We start from the raw sequence: 19,969 nt of genomic DNA, 5'->3' as shown, positions 1-19,969 counted from the left end.
GTGCGGGCGCGTGTTCAAAAGCAAACGTAATGTACCGTTTCTCCGTCAGATTGAAGAATCTGACAGCACCGAAAAGCATCCTAAGCTCCTATGAATCGATACAACACCCTCTTTCTTTTACAGGTATTGACCTTGCCTTCGATAGCGCAAACGCCCGGATCAAAGGGCCCGTCAATATCGCTTGTTATTCCTAAAGCGGCCCATGCCCGTATCGCGTTCGGTGCCGAAAAGTTGAAACAGGCGCTGACTAAAACGGGTTATCAGGCTACCATTGCTCAGGGGACACCAGCCAAAGATGGTCAGCAGATTGTCATCGGGCAATGGGCGGATAGCGGGGTGAAACAGGCTGCGGCTGTTTATGCACTTACAGGGCAGAAAGAAGCGGCAAAGGAAAGTTTTTTGATTCGGAAAGAGGGACCGAAACCCCTGCTTATTGTCGGAGCCGATCCGTCGGGGGCATTGTATGGCTGTCTGGAACTGGTAGATAAAGTAACCGAAACCGGTAAACTTCCCGAAGCGATCAACCTCAGTGACAAGCCGGAAATGGTGCTGCGGGGTACGTGCGTGGGCGTTCAAAAACCAACCTATCTACCCGGACGGCATGTGTATGAATACCCGTACACACCCGAAACGTTTCCGTGGTTGTACGATAAAGCGCTGTGGATCCGGTACCTGGACATGATGGTCGAGAATCGCTACAACTCGCTGTATTTGTGGAATGGACATCCGTTTGCCTCGCTGGTTCGGTTGAAGGAGTATCCGTATGCGGTAGAGGTCGATGATGTGACCTTTAAAAAGAACGAGGAGATGTTTCGGTTTCTGACCGAAGAAGCCGATAAACGCGGTATCTGGGTCATTCAGATGTTCTATAACATCATCGTCTCGAAACCCTTTGCCGAGCACCACAACATCAAAACGCAGGACCGAAACCGGCCGATCATTCCGCTCATCGCCGATTATACCCAAAAATCCATTGCGGCATTCGTGCAGAAATACCCCAACGTCGGTCTGCTCATTACACTGGGAGAAGCGATGGAGGGTGTCGGTCAGGACGATGTCGACTGGTTTACCAAAACGATTATACCCGGTGTCAAAGATGGGTTGAAAGCGCTGGGACAAACCACAGAACCGCCCATCGTGCTGCGCGCCCACGATACCGACGCTCCCCGTGTGATGAAAGCAGCTTTACCGCTGTACAAAAATTTGTACACCATGGCGAAGTTCAACGGTGAAGCCCTAACTACCTACACACCTCGTGGCAAATGGGCCGATCTGCACCGCACCCTCAGCAACATTGGTACGGTTCACGTAGAGAATGTGCATATTCTGGCTAATCTGGAGCCCTTCCGCTACGGTTCCGCCAATTTTATTCAGAAGTCGGTTCAGGCTATGCACAGCATCTATGGGGCCAACGGACTGCATCTCTACCCGGAAGCCTCCTACTGGGACTGGCCCTATACCGCCGACAAAACCAGTCCTCGCCAGCTCCAGCTCGACCGCGACTGGATGTGGTATAAAACCTGGGCTCGTTATGCCTGGAAAGCGAATCGAAATCGTTCGGAAGAAATCACCTACTGGGGAACCCAACTGGCCAATCAATACGGTTTGCCAGTAGACAAAGGCAAAGAGGTGCTGGAAGCCTATGAGCAAGCCGGGGAAATAGAGCCGAAACTATTGCGACGCTACGGCATCACCGATGGCAACCGCCAGACACTGACCCTGGGTATGCTCATGACGCAGCTGATTAACCCGTTCCGGTACGGTCTATTTACGCTCATGTACGAATCCGAAGCACCTGAAGGCGAGATGATTATCGACTACGCCGAAAAAGACTGGAAGCATGAAAAGCACATTGGTGAAACGCCCAATCAGGTAGCTGATGAGGTGATTGAGCATGGCAAAAAAGCCGTAGCCGCCATCCGCAAAGCGGCTGGTACTGTCACAAAAGACAAAGCCGAGTTCGACCGGCTGAAAAACGACGTGTACTGTCAGAATGCATTGGCCAATTTCTACGCGCAGAAAGCCCGAGCCGCTATTGCTGTACTGCGTTACAAATACTCGAACGATGTTCGCGATCTGGAAAAAGCTGTGCCACTGCTCGAAAGTAGCGTGAAGCATTTTACCGACCTGACCAATCTAACCAAAGATACCTATCTGTATGCCAATAGTATGCAGACCCAACAGCGTAAAATTCCGATGCGGGGTGTTGATGGGACGTATAAGACGTGGGAAGAGATGCTGCCCGTTTATCAGAAAGAGCTAACCCGTTTTAAACACGTGATCGACTCCCTAAAGTCCGCTCCGGCTGCCGCAGCTAAACAACCCATTCTGCTAAAACCGGCCACCGTAACCATTCAAAGTCCCAACGTGGAAACGTACGCCATCGAAAAAGGCCAGCGTGTGTTTGCCGATACAGCCGTTACCATCAGCGACGTTGCGCCGGAACTGAAGCAGTTGAAAGGCTTGAAGATGATAAAAGCTAAACAGCAATCAGAGCGGACCAGCCTGACGTTTACAGCCTCGCAATCGGTAAAGCTACTGGTTGGCTTTTTCAACGAGAAGAGTTCGAAATACCTGCCCGTTCCTGAACTGGAAACCGATGCCAGCGCCAACGATTACGGTCAGTCGGAAATCAAAATATCGAACGCAATTCTGGTCGATGGGTTGCCGCCGGTCAACGTACATACCTACTCGTTCAAAGCAGGTCAGCACACACTGAATTTTGGCAAAGGCACCTGCCTGCTTCTCGGCTTCATGGACGGCAATCAGGAAATCCCCCCTTTCGATGCTGGTCTTGCCGGAAATAGGAAGAATATCGACTGGCTGTTTGAATAGTCATTTGCTTCGCGTCATTAAGTGGTCATTTACATTGTGTCATTGATTGTAATAACTACAACCGAATGACAATCAATGACAATCAATGGCGTGAAGCGAAAGACAATTTATTACGTAGCAATGATCAGTTCGATCTCATTGTCGTGGAAAACCTGCTTGTGTTTTTCTTCGATACCTGCATCCGTAATGATGTAGTCGATCAGCGACAGGGCTCCCAGACTGGCAAAGGCGCTTCTGCCAATTTTGGTTGAATCAGCGACCAGATAGGTTGTATCTGCGGCATCGATCATGGCTTTTTTGACGACCAGATCGCTGATACTTGGGTAGGTTAAGCCCGATTTGAGGGATATGCCTGCCGTGGCCAGAAAAAGTTTCTGCACATTGATTCCCTTGAAGAAATCAGCCGCTTTCTGACCAGTTAGCGACAACGTTGGCGGTTTAAACTCGCCACCCGTCATGATCACTTCTATTCCGGGTTCCGCTCCCAAAATCAGCGCGATATTCAGCGCATTGGTAATGACAGTCAGGTTTTTATAGCCTCGCAGTTTTTTGGCTATTTCGGTGGTAGTTGAACCAGAATCCAGAATGATGCTGTCGCCACTTTCGATAAAATCCAGACATTTGGTGGCAATGACTTCTTTCTTGTCAATGTTCTCCTGATTCCCCAGGGAAAACGTACGAACCTGATCTTCAACGTTTTTCAGATAAGCGCCACCATGTTCTTTGATGACCAGCCCGTCTTTCTCCAGTTTTTCCAGGTCCTGACGAATGGTCACTTCCGTCACTTTAAAGATTCGGGCCAGATCGATGACTTTCGCAGATCCATCCTCCTTTAATAATTCGAGTATTTTATCCCGGCGTTGATTCGGCAGCATACTGACTTCTTTCATGTCGAAAACAGTCAAAAGTAAAGAAAAGAATCATTTACTCCTGAAATACTTAGGTTATTCAACCAGTGTTGTACTACAATTGGTAAAAGTGTCATGAAGTGCCGTGCTAGTGCCGTTCCAAAGGGAGAAAGCTATAAGTAAAATAAACAGAGCTATCTATTTACAATAAATAAATTTAGAAAGTATAGATCCTTGTTTTTTCGATAAAAAGTGTCATAAAAACAAAATAAAAGTAAAAAATAAAAAGTAAAAGAATGATTTTACAGGAGGGTACAGGAGAGTGGCACGCCCCCGTCTTGCTACTTTCACCATCATTTTTTGTAAGTATTCGACGATCGAATTGACTTATTACTGATAACGCTACTTATATGACTCCCATTCTACTCCAACGACGGGCAAGGCGAACATATCTGTTCTTTGCTTTTCTTTGTTTTTCTTTTGTGCACGCATTTGGGCAAAATAAGTCCATCACCGGTAAGATTACGGATGAAACCGGCAAACCCTTACCAGGCACGTCCGTTCTGGTAAAATCGACGAAAAACGGAACCATCTCCAATCAGGATGGAGCGTTTTCGATTTCAGCCGATGGCAATGCTGTTCTGGTGTTCAGCTCGATCAGTTTTGAAACGCAGGAAATTCCAGTCAACAACCGCTCGGTGATCGATGTATCGATGCTTCCGTCGAATAAGACGCTGAATGAAGTGGTGGTGGTGGGGTATGGTACGCAGAGTAAGCGAGCCATTACGGGGGCCGTTGCGTCGGTTCCGTTCAAGCAATTTCAGGATCGTTCGTTCAGCAACATTACCCAGTCGCTGGCGGGTCAGGTAGCGGGGGTAAACATCACCCAGTCGCAGGGGGCACCGGGTGTTTCGCCGATCATTCGAATTCGGGGCATTAGCTCGATTACGGCAGGGACAAACCCGCTCTTCGTAGTCGATGGTGTTCCGCTCGAAAACTTCAACCTCAACATGATCAACCCGCAGGATATTGAGTCGGTCGATGTGCTGAAAGATGCGTCGTCGGCAGCCATTTACGGATCGCGGGGAGCCAGTGGGGTTATTATTATCACGACCAAGCTGGGCAAAGCTGGAAAAACCAACATCAGCGCGGGTTATGAATATGGCACCCAACAGGTAGTCCGAAAAATTGACATGATGAATGCTCAGCAATGGATTAACTATTATGTCGATGCGCACAACAACGCCTGGGTCGATCTGAACCCAGCCACCAACAAAGCAACTGATCCGAACAGTGCCCGGCCGGTTACTTACCGTATTCCCGACGATTTTATTACCAATCCGCAGCAGTTCGGCAACGGCACCGACTGGCAGTCTGTCATGTTCCGGGTTGCCCCGATGCACAATGCGCAGCTTTCAGTTTCTGGTGGTACCGAAAAAACCCAGTTTCTGTTCTCGGGCGCTTATCTCGATCAGCAGGCTATTCTGGACCAGAACTACTACAAACGGCTCACACTCCGCTCCAACATAAAGCATAAAGTGTCTGACAAGATTACGCTGGGTCTGAATTTAGGCGCTACAACCGTGTTCGACCGTACGGACGGGACCCAAGGCAAAAGCGACGTCGTGAGCCTTGGCCTGCAAAGCGACCCTATCTTCCCGGTCTTTAACGAAAACGGCAATCTGGGCTACCGCGACCCTAATTCTACATGGAATAAGTACCTGCCCTACAACGACTTAAACCTCTGGCACCCCTACTCGCTAACCCGCTATATTGACAAGCAGAACAAGTCGTTCAACACGCTGGGAACCGCGTTTGCCGAGTATTACATTCTGGACAACCTCAAATTCCGGACAAGTATCAACGGCAACCTATCCAACATACGCTACAACTCGTATCGCTTTAAAAATCAAGGTTATGGATACTCCAGTTTATTAGCGGCTGAAGGCAATTCACAAACCAGTTATTCGCTCAACTGGCTATCGGAAAACACACTAACGTTCGACAAACAGGTTGGCGACCACAGCCTGAACCTGCTGGCGGGTTACAGTGTCCAGAAGCAGCGCGATGAATTTGCCAGTGTTACGTCGGGCAGCTTCCCCAACGACCTGGTCGAAACACTGAATGCCGGGGTGGTCACCAGTGGCTCAACAACCGCGACCGAATGGGCCATCATTTCGTATCTGGCGCGGGCACAATACAACTTCCAGAACAAATATTTCTTTACGGCGGCCATTCGTCGGGATGGTAGCTCCCGCTTCGGAGCCGAAACCCGCTGGGGGTATTTCCCATCCGTTTCGGCCGGCTGGCTCATTTCCGACGAGAAATTCATGCAGAACCTGAAGGCGGTGAATCTCCTGAAATTACGCGCCAGCTACGGGGTAGCCGGAAACAATCAGATTCCTAACTATGGTTCCGTCAGCCTGTTAGGCACGTCCAACTATGTAGCGGGAGCTAATCTGGCATCGGGTCTGGCCATTACCAACATTGCCAATACGAACCTGAAATGGGAACGGACAAATCAGTTGAACATCGGTCTGGACCTTCGGATGCTAAACGACCGGATCGGCCTGTCGGCGGAGTTTTATAACTCGATCACCAACGACATGCTGTTGAACGTTCCGGTTCCCGACATTTCTGGTTTCTCAACCCAGTTGACCAACATCGGCAAAATGCAGAACCGGGGTATCGAACTGAATTTAAACACGAAAAACGTGGTCGGCAAATTCAACTGGAGCACCGATTTCAACTTCAGCGCGAACCGCAACAAAGTGCTGCAACTCGGTCCGGGTAATGCGCCCATCATTTACACCGACTTCCTGGTATCGGTCAAAACCGAAGTGGGGCAACCGATCTCGAACTTCTTTGGCTATCAGGTCGATGGCATCTTCAAAAATCAGGCGGCTGTCGATGCGTACCCGCACTATAGCACCACCAAGCCCGGTGACCCGATCATCCGCGACGTAAACGGCGATGGTAAAATCGATGCCAACGACCGCACTACACTAGGTAACTACCAGCCCAATTTTATCGCGGGTATCACCAACAACTTCTCCTACAAAGGTTTCGATCTGTCGTTCCTGTTTCAGGGTTCGTTTGGCGGAAAAATCGTAAACCAGATGTACCGCTACTCGGGCTTCTGGAACAACGGCCGGAATATGTTCTCGGGGGTTGATAAGCGCTGGCGTTCGGAAGCCGATCCCGGCGATGGACAGCACTTCCGGGCAACGCTGAACCTGACCGGTTTGGAAGATCAGTTCACTAGCCTGTGGGTTGAAGATGCGTCGTTTGTCCGGCTGAAAAATATCCGGCTGTCGTACACCCTGCCGACTTCGTTCATCCCCAAATCGCCGTTGAAAAATACGCGCGTCTATGTCAACGCCGACAATGTGTATCTGTGGAGCAAATACCTTGGTTATGACCCAGAGAATACGACGTACAACGCAACCAGCTTTTCGGGCAGCAGCAATGGGTTGAATGCATCGGGCAATGCTCCCAATGGTGCGTTCATCGGTGTCGACTACGGCTCCTACCCTATCCCACGCGTCATCACGATCGGCCTCAAAACAGATTTTTAACCATATTCTCAACACTAGTTACTCTACTCCTACTCCCGTGTCGGTGTCCTCACAGACACCTTAGCGTCAGCAATAGCTACCATCTGGACAAGTGTCTGTGAGGACACCGACACGGGAGTAAGGTATCAATTCAAATTTTTCATAACGGGCGAAGCAGAAAGGCTATCTCAATCAGCCAACGGCAGTATCACTCTTTCGCTCATTCGCTCTATCATTCTTTATCAAATGAAAACGATCAAACATATTCTAACCATCGTCTGCCTGTGTCTGGCAGCAACGGGTTGCAAGGAGTCGTTTCTGGATCTAAAACCGATTTCCAACCCTACGGCGGACAACTTCAAAACGACCGACGACTTCGAACTGGCCGTCAACGCAGCATACTCTTCGCTCTATACGATCTATCACCCCGAAGGGGCCATGTCGTACGTCAACGAGCAGATGAGCGACAACGCCATCGTGTACAACATTGCGGGTATTCAGGCCGATAAATGGCAGTTTAAGGATCTGACCCTGTCGATCACCAATACGATGGTCTACCAGTTCTGGCAGGATTATTACAAAGCGTTATTCAATGCCAACATCGTCCTGAACAAAATTGAAGGGGCCAGTCTGGACGCGACCTATAAGGACGGTGTAAAGGCCCAGATGTTGTTTCTGCGGGCACTCTATTATTTCGATATGGTGCAGACCTGGGGCGATCTGCCGATTGTAACGGCTCCCCTGACCGGCGAAGAAAGCTATGCGGTAGTACGATCTCCCCAAAGCGCTGTTTACGACCAGATCAAGAAAGACCTCGCCTTTGCTATTGAAAAACTGCCCTTGGCCTCTGCTGTTACCATTACGGGTAGAGCTTCGAAAGGAGCGGCTCAAACACTACTTGGCAAAGTCTATTTAGCACTTGGCGATAAATCGGCCGCAGCTACCGTACTGAAAGAGGTAGTAGCCAGCAATCAGTATTCCCTGCTTCCTACGTTTGCGAGCCTGTGGGGGCCGACCGTCAAAAACACGAAAGAGTCCATCTTCGAAATTCAGTATCTGGGTGGAAGTGCTTCAGCACCGTATAGTCGGTATTACCAGACCTACTACCCTGTTACGGCAGGGCTTGGCTTTATCGGTACGGGTATGAACCAGATCACGGACGATTTGTATAACGAATACGAAACGGGCGATCCGCGTCGGGACATTACCATTTCGCTGGGCTACACCAGTGCGGGCGTTTTTACTCCGCAGAAGTTCCCAACTAAATGGACACATACCGGTGCTACCATCGTGAACGGCGTGTCGCTGGCCAACAATAACTTCATGGTGTTGCGCTATGCCGATGTACTGCTGATGCTGGCCGAAGCAACTGGCGACGTCAGTTACCTCAATCAGGTTCGGACACGGGCTGGACTGCCGAAGTATGGCGACGCGGGCTATCCATCGGCCAAGTATTCGACACTTGATCTGGCCATCGAACACGAGCGCCGTATGGAACTGGCCGTTGAATTCAACCGCTTCTTCGATCTGAAACGGACTAACCGGGCTGTCACCGTCCTGAGTGCCAAAGGCAAATCCATCACGCAAAACAAACTGCTCTTACCCATTCCGCAAACCGTCCGTCTACAGAATGACGCCGTTACACAGAACGCAGGATACTAAATAGGCTCGTCCGCGATTGTATCGCGGATGCCTGAGGTCGAGCCTGGTACTGACTACCAACTTCCCGAAAGTTTTGAACTTTCGGGAAGTTCATTTTAGGCAAATCATGATTGATAAAATCATACAGAGCGTCGAAAAAATCATACATAGAAGCTCGGCGAAAAACTACATTCTTTGTGCATGCTAAACCCGACGTTCAAAAGCACTTTACTGTTAATCCCTATACTGGTAACTGTTCTGGCCTGTAGCACTGAAAAAAAAGCGTTAGAGACTGATCCTAACCAACTCTCGGTATCAAAAAACAGGCGATTTCTGGCCATCGGCGATAACAAACCCTTTTTCTGGCTGGGTGATACCGGCTGGCTGTTGTTCTCCCGACTGACGCGCGAGGAAGCCGATAACTACCTCGAAAACCGGAAGCAAAAAGGTTTCAATGTTGTTCAGGTGATGGTGTTGCATACCCTCGCAGCCACTAACATTTATGGCGACTCGGCGCTCATCGGTAAAAACATTGCCACGCCAAAGATTACCGATGGCTCTTCTTTTAGCGATTCAGCGCAGTATGACTTCTGGGACCATGTAGATTATGTGGTTGATAAAGCCGCCGAAAAAGGGATTTATATGGCGCTGGTTCCGCTCTGGGGCAACAACGTAAAGAGCAAACACGTCAATCAGCAGCGGGCGAAAACCTACGCCGAATTTCTGGCGAATCGCTATAAAAACCGGCCCAACATTGTCTGGCTGGATGGGGGCGACATCAAAGGCAGTGATTCACTGGAGGTCTGGAAAACCATTAGCCGTACCATTAATCAAATCGATTCTACCCACCTGATTACGTTCCATCCGCGCGGCCGGGCGTCCTCGTCGGAGTGGTTTCACAACGAGCCCTGGCTGGATTTCAACATGGTGCAGTCGGGACACAAGTCGTATGCGCAGGATACCTCGGCGAAAGATAAACAGCATTACGGTGAAGATAACTGGCGGTATATGCAGGCGGATCTGGCGCTAAAACCGACCAAGCCCGTAATTGATGGTGAGCCATCGTATGAGCAGATTCCACATGGCTTGCACAATCCGGAAGACCCGCGCTGGACGGCCGACGATGTCCGCCGGTACGGATACTGGTCGGTGCTGGCGGGTGCGTTTGGCTATACGTATGGGCATAATTCGGTGATGCAGATGTACAAGAAGACCGATAAGGAAACCTCGTTCGGCCCGATCGATACCTGGGACAAAGCCCTTGATGCGCCCGGAGCCAGTCAGATGATTCACCTTAAAAATCTGCTGCTCGAGCATTCGTTTTTCGACCGTGTTCCCGATCAGTCACTCATTGCCAACCAGGGCAATCGATACGATTATCTGGTTGCCAGTCGTGGGCCCGATTATGCGCTGGTGTATACGTACACAGGCCGGAACATCAGGCTGAACATGGGTAAGATTTCCGGCGATACCGTAACGGCTTCGTGGTATAGCCCGCGCGATGGTCAAACAACGGCCATCGGCGACGTAGCGAATACGGGTGTTCAGGAATTTAACCCACCTGCCGACCCCAAAAACGGAAACGACTGGGTATTAGTCATTCAAAAGAAATGAAGACGCATCATAGAGCTCCCCAAACCCCTAAATCCCCTAAAGGGGACTTAATCCGAGTTCGAGCAAAGTCCCCTTTAGGGGATTTAGGGGTTTTTAAACTGAAGAATAAGTTTGTTGTACTTATTCTTCTCCCTTTTATCTTAAGCTCCTGCTCAAAAGACGTCTATTTATTCAGCTCGTTTCATGAACCGGCGAATGAGGGACTGCGCTTTTTGTATAGCTACGACGGCTACAAATGGACCGATCTGAACCGTACGTTTTTGAAACCCGAAATCGGCAATCAGAAAGTCATGCGCGACCCGTCTATTGCGCAGGGTAGAGACGGTACGTTTCATCTGGTCTGGACGAGTAGCTGGCGGGATGATAAAGGGTTTGGCTATGCCAGCTCAAAAGACCTGATTCACTGGTCGCCGGAGCGCTTTATTCCGGTGATGGAACACGAACCAACGACGGTGAACGTATGGGCCCCCGAACTCTTTTACGACGACGAAGCCAAGGAGTTTGTGATCATCTGGGCGTCCACGATTCCCGGTCGATTTGAGCGGGGGGAAGAAGAGGAGAAAAACAATCACCGGATGTATTATACCACCACGAAAGACTTTCAGACGTTTTCGCCTACAAAACTCTTTATGGACCCGAAATTCAGTGTCATTGATGCCGTAATTGTGAAGCGCAAACCATCGGATTACGTGCTGGTGCTGAAAGACAACACCCGTCCCGAACGGAACATCAAAGTTGCTTTTGGTACTAAACCGACGGGGCCATTTACGAACGTATCGAAAGCCTTTACGGAAAAATTCACCGAAGGTCCATCGGTAGCCAAAGTAGGCGACGACTGGCTGATTTATTTCGATTCATATCAGGCGAAGACCTACGATGCCGTCCGCACGCGCGATTTCAAAACGTTTACGAATGTGAAATCTGATGTATCAGTACCTGAAGGGCATAAGCACGGTACAGTTTTTAAAGTGAAAAAGAAGATTTTGAACGGGTTATTGAAGTGAATTTGTCATTCCGACGCAGGAGGAATCTCAAGCTTCAGTAATAGTCAAGCTTAAGATGCTTCCTTCGTCAGCATGACAAAAAAGCTGTTGAAATTCTGAATCCTGAATGAAATACCATTTTTTAATCCTTTTCCTCCTCACCCTTGGTCAGTTCGCCACGGCCCAGCCGACCGAACGGCGCTACCTGTCGGGGACAGGGAATGACCATACCGTAAACTGGCAATTCTACTGCACGGCCGGGCAAAATTCGGGGAAGTGGACGACCATTCCGGTACCCTCGAACTGGGAGTTGCAGGGGTTTGGGAAATACAATTATGGCTTCAACAAAGACAGTGCAAAAGGCAAGGAACAGGGACTTTACAAATACGAATTTCAGGCTCCGGCAGCGTGGAAAGGCAAGCGCGTGAACCTGGTATTCGAGGGCGTAATGACCGATGCGGATGTCAAGCTCAACGGTAAATCGGCCGGGCCAATTCATCAGGGTTCTTACTACGCGTTCAAATACGACGTAACGGAGTTACTAAATTACGGGTCCGGCAATTTGCTCGAAGCTACCATCTCGAAACACTCGGCCAATGCATCCGTCAACGAAGCCGAACGGAAAGGCGATTTCTGGATTTTTGGCGGCATTTTTCGGCCCGTTTATCTGGAAATCCTTCCCGCCGAACACATCGGCCACGTAGCCATCGACGCCAAAGCAGACGGTACGTTCACCGCACAACTTCAACTGACTACGACCAATAAACCCGCCAGTGTTTCCGGGCAACTCTACACGATGGCTGGGCAGAAAGTAGGTACGCCATTTAGCCAAAACGTGGCAGCGGGAAGCTCGTCCGTCACGCTGATCAAAACCATCGCCAATCCGTTGCTGTGGACATCCGAAACGCCGAACCGCTACAAAGTTGAATTTCGGTTATTACAGGCGGGAAAGCCCGTTCATGTCATTAGTCAGCCCTTTGGCTTTCGAACCGTTGAGATTCGGCAACGGGATGGCATCTATGTCAACGGCACCAAAATCAAGTTGAAGGGAGTAAACCGGCACTCGTTCTGGCCGGAATCAGGGCGGGCGCTGAGCCGAAATATCAGTATTCTGGACGTCAACCTGATGAAGGACATGAACATGAACGCCGTCCGGATGTCGCATTACCCGCCCGACGATCATTTTCTGGATGTCTGCGATTCGCTCGGGCTATTTGTGTTCGATGAACTGGCGGGCTGGCATGGACACTACGATACCCCGACCGGCACCAAACTGCTGCACGAACTGATCCGGCACGACGTCAACCACCCGTCGGTCATTCTCTGGATCAACGGCAACGAAGGAGGCCATAACCGCGAGCTTGACCCACTTTTTGCCAAAGAAGACATCCAAAAACGGCACGTACTACATGCCTGGGAAGATTTTAACGGCTTCGATACGCAGCACTACCGCGAATTCAACTACGGCATTGGCAACTACAATCTCGGTCATTCGATTACGCTGCCGACCGAATTTTTGCATGGTTTATACGATGGCGGCCACGGGGCGGGGCTTGAGGATTACTGGGAAGCCATGTGGCATGAACCGCTGGCGGCTGGTGGTTTCCTGTGGGACTTTGCTGATCAGGGCGTTGTTCGTACCGACCGGAATGGCGGCAAAGGCCCGCTTGATACTGACGGCAATCGCGGGGCCGATGGCATTGTGGGGCCGTATCGTGAAAAGGAAGGAAGCTTTTTTACAATCAAAGAAGTCTGGTCGCCAATCCGTCTGGAACGTCGGGAGATTACGCCTACGTTCGATGGTACGTTCCCGATTGAAAATCGCTACCATTTTACCAATACAGCTCAGTGTTCGTTTACCGGGAAGTTAGTTAAAGTAGGCGGCTCGTACGGAGCGGGCCGACCATTTTCGGTTGTGGCGCCAAACCTGAAACCGCTCGAAAAGGGCGTCCTGAAAGCGGCCCTTCCCGCCGACTGGACGGGCTACGATCTATTGTACATCACGGCTACCGACCCGTTCAAACGCGAGCTGTTTACCTGGAGCTTTTCGATTACGTTACCGGATAAGTTTGCGGCCACCATGGTCAAAACCGAAGGAGCAGGCGACGTAACGCTCACCGAAACCGATTCGCTGTATAACGTAACGGCCAACGGGATTCAGCTGTCGATCAGCAAACGTAACGGGGTTCTGCGTCAGGTTGCGAACGCCAAAGGGGCCGTACTGCTGACGAATGGCCCGATTTTGCAGGAAGCCGTTACGAACTTCAGCAAATTCACCCAACGTAGCGAGGGCAAAACCAGTATCATCGAATCGACCTTCGACCGAAAAACCGCCTACAACACCCTGCAATGGACCATTTATCCGTCGGGCTGGGTAAAAATGCGGGTGCGTTATTTCCCCAATGCCTATTTCACGTTTATGAACGGGGTTAATTTTTCCTTTCCGGAAGCGAAAATGAAGGCCGTCAAGTGGATGGGGAAAGGGCCGTACCGCGTCTGGAAAAACCGGTTAAAGGGCGGTACGCTGGGCGTCTGGAGCAAAGCCTATAACAACTCCGAGACGGGTGAGCAGCCGCTGGTTTATCCCGAGTTTAAAGGCTATCACGCCAATATGTACTGGTGCCGGTTCGAAGCCGACAATCCGTTTATCGTTGCGACCGAGAATGAAGATGTGTTTTTTCGGCTGTTTACACCCGCCTGGAAAACCGACCAGTGGCACAACTATGAACCGATCTTCCCATCGGGCGACATTTCGTTTATGCAGGGTATTCCCAGCATCGGTACCAAAACACAACGTAACGAAACCACCGGACCGATGGGCCAGAAATACGCATTTTATGATTACGAAAAAGAGCCCGCCCGCGCCAAAGAACTGACACTGTACTTTGACTTTTCGGGACGGTAATAGTATATGATAATAAGTCAGGTTTTAACCGCAAAGAGCGCGAAGATTATCGCGAAGCACGCTAAGAGTTGCCCGGCGACCTTTGCGACAACCTTTGCGCCCTTTGCGGTTAAAACCTATTCCTTGACCCGAAAATTGCTTTCATGAAACGTTATTCAGTCGCTCTCTTTTTTTTCGTATTTCCTTCGCTCACTTTCGCACAGGAGGCTGAAATCTGGATTGCGCCGGACGGGTCGAATGCCAATGCTGGAACGAAGGAGAAACCACTGGCGAGTTTGCAGATGGGACTTCGGAAGGTTCGCGAACTCCGGCGGATGAATGATCAGGCCATTTCGCCGGGAGCGCATATCTATCTGAAAAATGGCTTGTACGCGCTGAGTGAGCCTATTTTTGTTCGCCCAGAAGATTCGGGTACGCTCACTAGTCCAACGATTATTGAAGCCGCTCCGGGTGAGCAGCCGATTTTGAGCGGTGGGGTAGCTATCAAAAACTGGCAGAAGCTGAAAGGCAACGTACCGGGTTTGCCCAAAGAAGCGATTGGTAAAGTCTGGGTGGCCGATGCGCCAAACGTGGGTGGTCGTCCGCTGGAGTTTCGGCAGTTGTGGGTCAACGGCGAGAAAGCAATACGGGCCAAAGACACCCCCTATCCGCTCATGAACCGGATTCTGTCGTGGAACAAACAGGAACAAACCTGCTGGATTCCGGCGCCGAAAGCTGGCGATTTATCGAAAGCCGACGGGCTCGAAATGCTTATTCATCAGTGGTGGGCCATTGCCAATCTACGCGTCAAACGAATTGAGGTACAGGGCGATAGCGCCAAGCTCTGGTTTCATCAACCCGAAAGTCGTATTCAGTCGGAACACCCGTGGCCTGCGCCCTGGATTTCGAAAGAAACAGGTAATTCGGCCTTTTATCTGACGAATGCCATTCAATTTCTGAACCAGCCCGGCGAGTGGTTTCTGGACACTAATGCCGAAAAAATCTACTATATACCCCGTCCAAACGAAAACCTCGCCACGGCACAGGTCATTGCGCCAGCCCTCGAAACGCTGGTACGGATTGCCGGAACGATTGACCATCCAGTGTCGAACGTACTGTTCAAAGGTATTGCGTTTCAGCATACCAGTTGGCTACGTCCATCGCAGCAGGGCCACGTACCACATCAGGCAGGACTGTACATGCTCGATGCCTACAAGCTGAAAATTCCGGGTACACCCGACAAAAAATCGCTCGAAAATCAGGCATGGGTGGGTCGTCCGGCTGCGGCTGTTGACATCAATTTCGCCAATCAAACAGGTTTCGAAAATTGTCGATTTGAGCACATGGCAGCTACCGGGCTGGATTATCACAAAGGTGTTCAGAACAATACGATTCGAGGGAATCTGTTTAAAGACATTGGCGGAACGGGCATTATGGCGGGTGTATTTGCCGACGAAGCCACGGAAATTCATGTGCCGTATAACCCCACTGACGAGCGGGACGTGTGCGCCAACATGACCATCAGCAACAACCTGATTACCAACGTAACGAACGAAGATTGGGGCTGCGTGGGCATCGGTGCGGGTTACGTGCGGGGCATCGTCATCGAGCATAACGACATTAGCGAAGTGGGCTACAGCGGTATTAGCTTAGGCTGGGGCTGGACACGGACCATCAACGCCATGCGCAACAATCGGGTGGTGGCGAACCGGATTCATCACTATGCCAAGCATATGTACGATGCTGCGGCTATCTATACATTATCAGCGCAACCCGGTTCGATGATTGCCGAAAACTACATCGACAGTGTGTACAAAGCGCCGTACGCCCACCTGCCTGCCCATTGGTTTTATCTGTATACCGATGAAGGTTCATCGTATTTCACGGTAAAAGATAACTGGACACCATCCGAAAAATACCTGCAAAACGCCAACGGTCCGAACAATGTCTGGGAGCATAACGGCCCGCAGGTGGCTGACAGCATCAAAACGAAGTCGGGTCTTGAAGCATCCTATCAATTTCTGCTTCGCGAAAAAGCGCCCGCCGATCCACAGTGGCGTATCAACAGGGAGAATCCGGTTATTGTCGAACTAACGGTGCCTGATGGTCAATCGATTGATCGTGAGCAGCTAAAGAAAGTAATGGCGCGCAATAAGGTTCGGCCCGAAGCGCTGTATCAGTGGCAAAATCACTACGTCATTTTCGATAAAGTGCAGGATGTTTTTGTACTGAGCGAGCGGTTGAAATCCGCTTTTCCAGCGGTCAGGGTCAAAACGTATTACGACCTGTTCTACGAATTTAACCGGAGTCGCTGCTCGGCAGGACCCGTTTCGGGCGAGTGGGACCATACAATTCTGACAGCCAATATGGTCGCTGATCCGAAGTTGCAGGCTGAATACCTGGACTACCACGCCACACAGTTTGAGAAATGGCCGGAGGTGTCGAACGGGTTCTGTAATGCGCAATTTCAGCAACTGCTATTGTACCGAAACGGTCGACAACTGATGCTGGTCATCAGCGTTCCCAAAGGCGAAAGTCTGGATAAACTCAATCCCAAAACGACCGAAAACAACCCGCGCGTCGATGAATGGAACGCCCGTATGAAAAAATATCAGGAAGGCATTCCGGGCACCAAGCCGGGCGAGGTGTGGGTGGAGTTGAAAGAGGCTAAATAATTTGTTACGTGTTTTTGTCATCCCGACGCAGGAGGGATCTCAAGCCTAAGGAAATATGAGATCCCTCCTGCGTCGGGATGACAAAAAAGAATTAAGAAAACCATGTTACGATTAGGTATTTTAGGATTAGGCGAAGGGCGCAGCACGATGTCAGCTGCCCTATCGAGCCCGAATTATGAATTGGTGAAAGTCTGCGATCAGAAGCTGGAACTGTGCCAGCAGCGGGCCAAAGAATTTGATTTTCATCAGTACACGACGAATTACCAGGAACTGCTCGACGACCCGACGATTGACGTCATTGCCATTTACACCCCCGATCATCTTCACGCCGAGCATACCAAACAGGCCATGCTTCACAGCAAGCACGTGGTCTGTACCAAGCCGTTTATTGATGATCTGTCGAAAGCGAAAGAACTGATCGACATCAGCGGGAAAACCGGCAAAAAAGTGTTTGTTGGGCAAAGTTCACGGTTTTTCGAGCCGATGAAAAAACAGCGAGCCGATTTTGACGCGGGTCTAATTGGCGAGTTAATCACCATTGAAGGCTATTACCACGCCGACCACCGCTGGTTTCTGGCCAAAGGTTGGTCACTGGAAAATGCGTTCAAGTGGCTATATGGCGGACTCAGTCATCCGGTCGATTTTATCCGGTGGTACCTGCCGAATATTGAGGAAGTGATGGGCTACGGTATGCTGAGCGCGAACGGACGGAAAGGCGGCCTGAAAAACGCCGATACCATGCACTTCATTTTCAAAGCTACCGACGGACGTATCGCCCGCGTGAGTGGGGCATACACCGGACCCGTTCAACCCGTTGTGCGTGATTCTGAAATGAGCTGTATTCTGCGCGGTACGGAAGGCTGTAGCCAGGCCGACTATATGGACTTACGATACGCCATTACGACCAATACGGGTGAAGAAATTGTGCAGACCTGGGAGCACAAACTAAAGCATTATTTCCGGTTTGAGGGCAAAAGCCACCACGCCGGTGAGTACCAGAATTATCTCGACTATTTCGCTACCTGTCTACAAAATGGGCAAACGGCTTATCCTGATATCCGGGAGGGCATTGGTACGGTAGCCCTGCTTCAGGCAATGGACAAGTCCCTGCAAACCGGCCAGCCCGTGAACGTTCGCGAAGTATTGAGTGAGTATGGGTTGTGAGGTGATGTCGGGTTCTTAAACCCGACATTGGGCAGTTTCTCAAAACCGTCTGAGTAACATGCGGTTTCTCAAAACCGCACTCGTCAGGTTTGAGAACCTGACATCACTGATAGTCATTCAATTAGCTCTACATGAATAACATTACAGATCGCTTAACCCCACTGGATTACGCTATCGTGCTGGCTTATCTGATTATTCTTGCGGTGATTGGCTACAAAGCCAGCCGACCGAAAAAAGGGCAGCCCGACGAAACGCTGTTTCTGGCGAATAAATCGCTGGGATGGGCGAGTATTGGGTTCAACATGTGGGGCACCAACGTCGGGCCGTCCATGCTGCTGGCGTTTGCGAGTATTGGGTACAGTACGGGTGTCGTGGCGATCAACTTCGACTGGTATGCCTTTGTGTTCCTGTTTCTGCTGGCCATTGTGTTTGCCCCTAAATACCTGGCCGCCAACGTAATGACCATGCCTGAGTTTATGGGAAAACGCTACGGGGAATCCACACAAACGATTCTGGCCTGGTATGCGCTGATTAAAATGCTGATTTCATGGTTATCGCTGGGGCTGTTTGCGGGTGGGTTTCTTGTTCGGCAGATTCTGGGGATTCCCATGTGGCAGTCGGTTATTGTGCTGGTGTTGTTTGCCGGTCTGTTCGCCTATACAGGTGGTCTGAAAGCCATTGCGCGCGTCAATGTGTTCCAGATGCTGCTGCTCATTGGCGTATCGCTGACGCTCACCGTTATCGGCATCAACAAAGTGGGTGGACTGGAAGCGGTTTATCAGAAAGCGCCGGCTGAGTACTGGAGTCTGATTCATCCCGCCAGTGATACAAAATACCCATGGCCTGCCATTCTGCTCGGCTATCCGGTAGCGGCTGTAGCGTTCTTCTGCACCGATCAGGCCATGGTACAATCCGTGCTGGGCGCTCGCAATCTGGAGCAGGGCCAGCTGGGCGTCAATTTTATTGGCTGGTTAAAAATTCTGTCGTTGCCACTGTTCATATTGCCGGGCATCCTTTGCTTTATCCTGTATCCGAACCTCAAAGATCCGGCCGAAGCGTACATGACCATGGTAACCAACCTGTTTCCGCCGGGCATGAACGGGCTGGTGATTGTGGTGCTGATTGCGGTACTCGTAGGTACGATTGGCTCATCGCTAAACTCGCTCAGTACGGTGTTTACGATGGATGTGTACGTAAAGAAAATTAATACGAATGCCAGTAATCAGGATATCATTCGCGTTGGCCGGTTGACCGTAATTGCAGGCTGTGTGTTTGCCGTTGGGATGGCGCTGGCGATCGACAGCATCAAAGGGCTGAACCTGTTCGATGTGTTCCAGTCGGTGCTGGGGTTCATTGCGCCCCCGTTATCGGTCGTCTTTCTGCTGACTGTATTCTGGAAGCGGACCACCCGAACTGCCGTAAATACCGTTCTATCAGTTGGTTCCGCCTTCAGTTTAGGTGTAGGCGTGTTGTATCTATGGGTTTTCCCACCGGACCGGTACGCGTTTTGGCCCCATTACCTGCTGCTGTCTTTTTCCATTTTCATGATCCTGTTGCTCAAAGCTATCCTGATTTCGCTGCTCGATAAAAATCCATCGGTTTACATCGCCAATCCATTAGAAAACGAACCGATTAGCAGACCAACCCGCCGGGTTTGGGTGGCCTGGGTAGCATTGGCCACTATGATGGTGGGGCTCTATCTCTTTTTTGATTGAACAAGCCACATACATCCAATGGGTGTCAGGTTTGAGAACCTGACGCCACCGCA

At 50.4% G+C, this 19,969-nt stretch carries 10 protein-coding genes; 9 read left to right on the top strand and 1 reads right to left on the bottom strand.

The window, feature by feature from the left end:
- The first annotated feature begins 90 nt into the window (after positions 1-90).
- Positions 91-2,835, top strand: a complete 2,745-nt coding sequence (locus ACYVFD_RS01180; RefSeq protein ID WP_461087697.1) for an alpha-d-galacturonidase — start codon at positions 91-93, stop codon at positions 2,833-2,835.
- 110 nt (positions 2,836-2,945) lie between these two features.
- Here ACYVFD_RS01180 and ACYVFD_RS01175 read toward each other — a convergent pair whose 3' ends face one another.
- Positions 2,946-3,710 carry a DeoR/GlpR family DNA-binding transcription regulator gene (locus ACYVFD_RS01175; protein WP_461088599.1) on the bottom strand — a complete coding sequence of 255 codons (765 nt, stop codon included), beginning with the start codon at positions 3,708-3,710 and terminating at the stop codon, positions 2,946-2,948.
- A gap of 383 nt (positions 3,711-4,093) precedes the next feature.
- Between ACYVFD_RS01175 and ACYVFD_RS01170 the strand changes: the two genes are divergently transcribed.
- From ACYVFD_RS01170 to ACYVFD_RS01135, 8 genes are all read left to right on the top strand, one after another.
- On the top strand, positions 4,094-7,261 hold the full coding sequence (locus tag ACYVFD_RS01170) for a SusC/RagA family TonB-linked outer membrane protein (protein ID WP_461087695.1): 3,168 nt from the start codon (positions 4,094-4,096) through the stop codon (positions 7,259-7,261).
- A 225-nt stretch (positions 7,262-7,486) separates the two neighbouring features.
- Positions 7,487-8,902, top strand: a complete 1,416-nt coding sequence (locus tag ACYVFD_RS01165) for a RagB/SusD family nutrient uptake outer membrane protein (protein WP_461087693.1) — start codon at positions 7,487-7,489, stop codon at positions 8,900-8,902.
- 180 nt (positions 8,903-9,082) lie between these two features.
- Positions 9,083-10,495 carry a glycoside hydrolase family 140 protein gene (locus tag ACYVFD_RS01160; protein WP_461087691.1) on the top strand — a complete coding sequence of 471 codons (1,413 nt, stop codon included), beginning with the start codon at positions 9,083-9,085 and terminating at the stop codon, positions 10,493-10,495.
- Positions 10,492-11,499, top strand: coding sequence for a glycoside hydrolase family 43 protein (locus tag ACYVFD_RS01155; protein WP_461087689.1), 1,008 nt, complete (start codon positions 10,492-10,494; stop codon positions 11,497-11,499). The genes ACYVFD_RS01160 and ACYVFD_RS01155 overlap by 4 nt, the downstream gene beginning before the upstream one ends.
- A 106-nt stretch (positions 11,500-11,605) precedes the next feature.
- Entirely contained in the window at positions 11,606-14,383 is a 2,778-nt protein-coding gene (locus ACYVFD_RS01150; RefSeq protein WP_461087687.1) for a glycoside hydrolase family 2 protein, read from the top strand.
- A gap of 143 nt (positions 14,384-14,526) precedes the next feature.
- Positions 14,527-17,037 carry an L-rhamnose mutarotase gene (locus tag ACYVFD_RS01145; protein ID WP_461087685.1) on the top strand — a complete coding sequence of 837 codons (2,511 nt, stop codon included), beginning with the start codon at positions 14,527-14,529 and terminating at the stop codon, positions 17,035-17,037.
- 102 nt (positions 17,038-17,139) lie between these two features.
- Positions 17,140-18,201: a Gfo/Idh/MocA family protein gene (locus tag ACYVFD_RS01140; RefSeq protein ID WP_461087683.1), complete on the top strand. Its 1,062-nt coding sequence runs from the start codon at positions 17,140-17,142 to the stop codon at positions 18,199-18,201.
- Positions 18,202-18,332: 131 nt separating this feature from the next.
- Positions 18,333-19,916, top strand: a complete 1,584-nt coding sequence (locus ACYVFD_RS01135) for a sodium:solute symporter family transporter (RefSeq protein WP_461087681.1) — start codon at positions 18,333-18,335, stop codon at positions 19,914-19,916.
- The last annotated feature ends 53 nt before the right edge of the window (positions 19,917-19,969 follow it).

This window comes from Spirosoma gilvum, from assembly GCF_054776815.1.
This window is presented reverse-complemented; position numbering and strand designations above follow the sequence as displayed.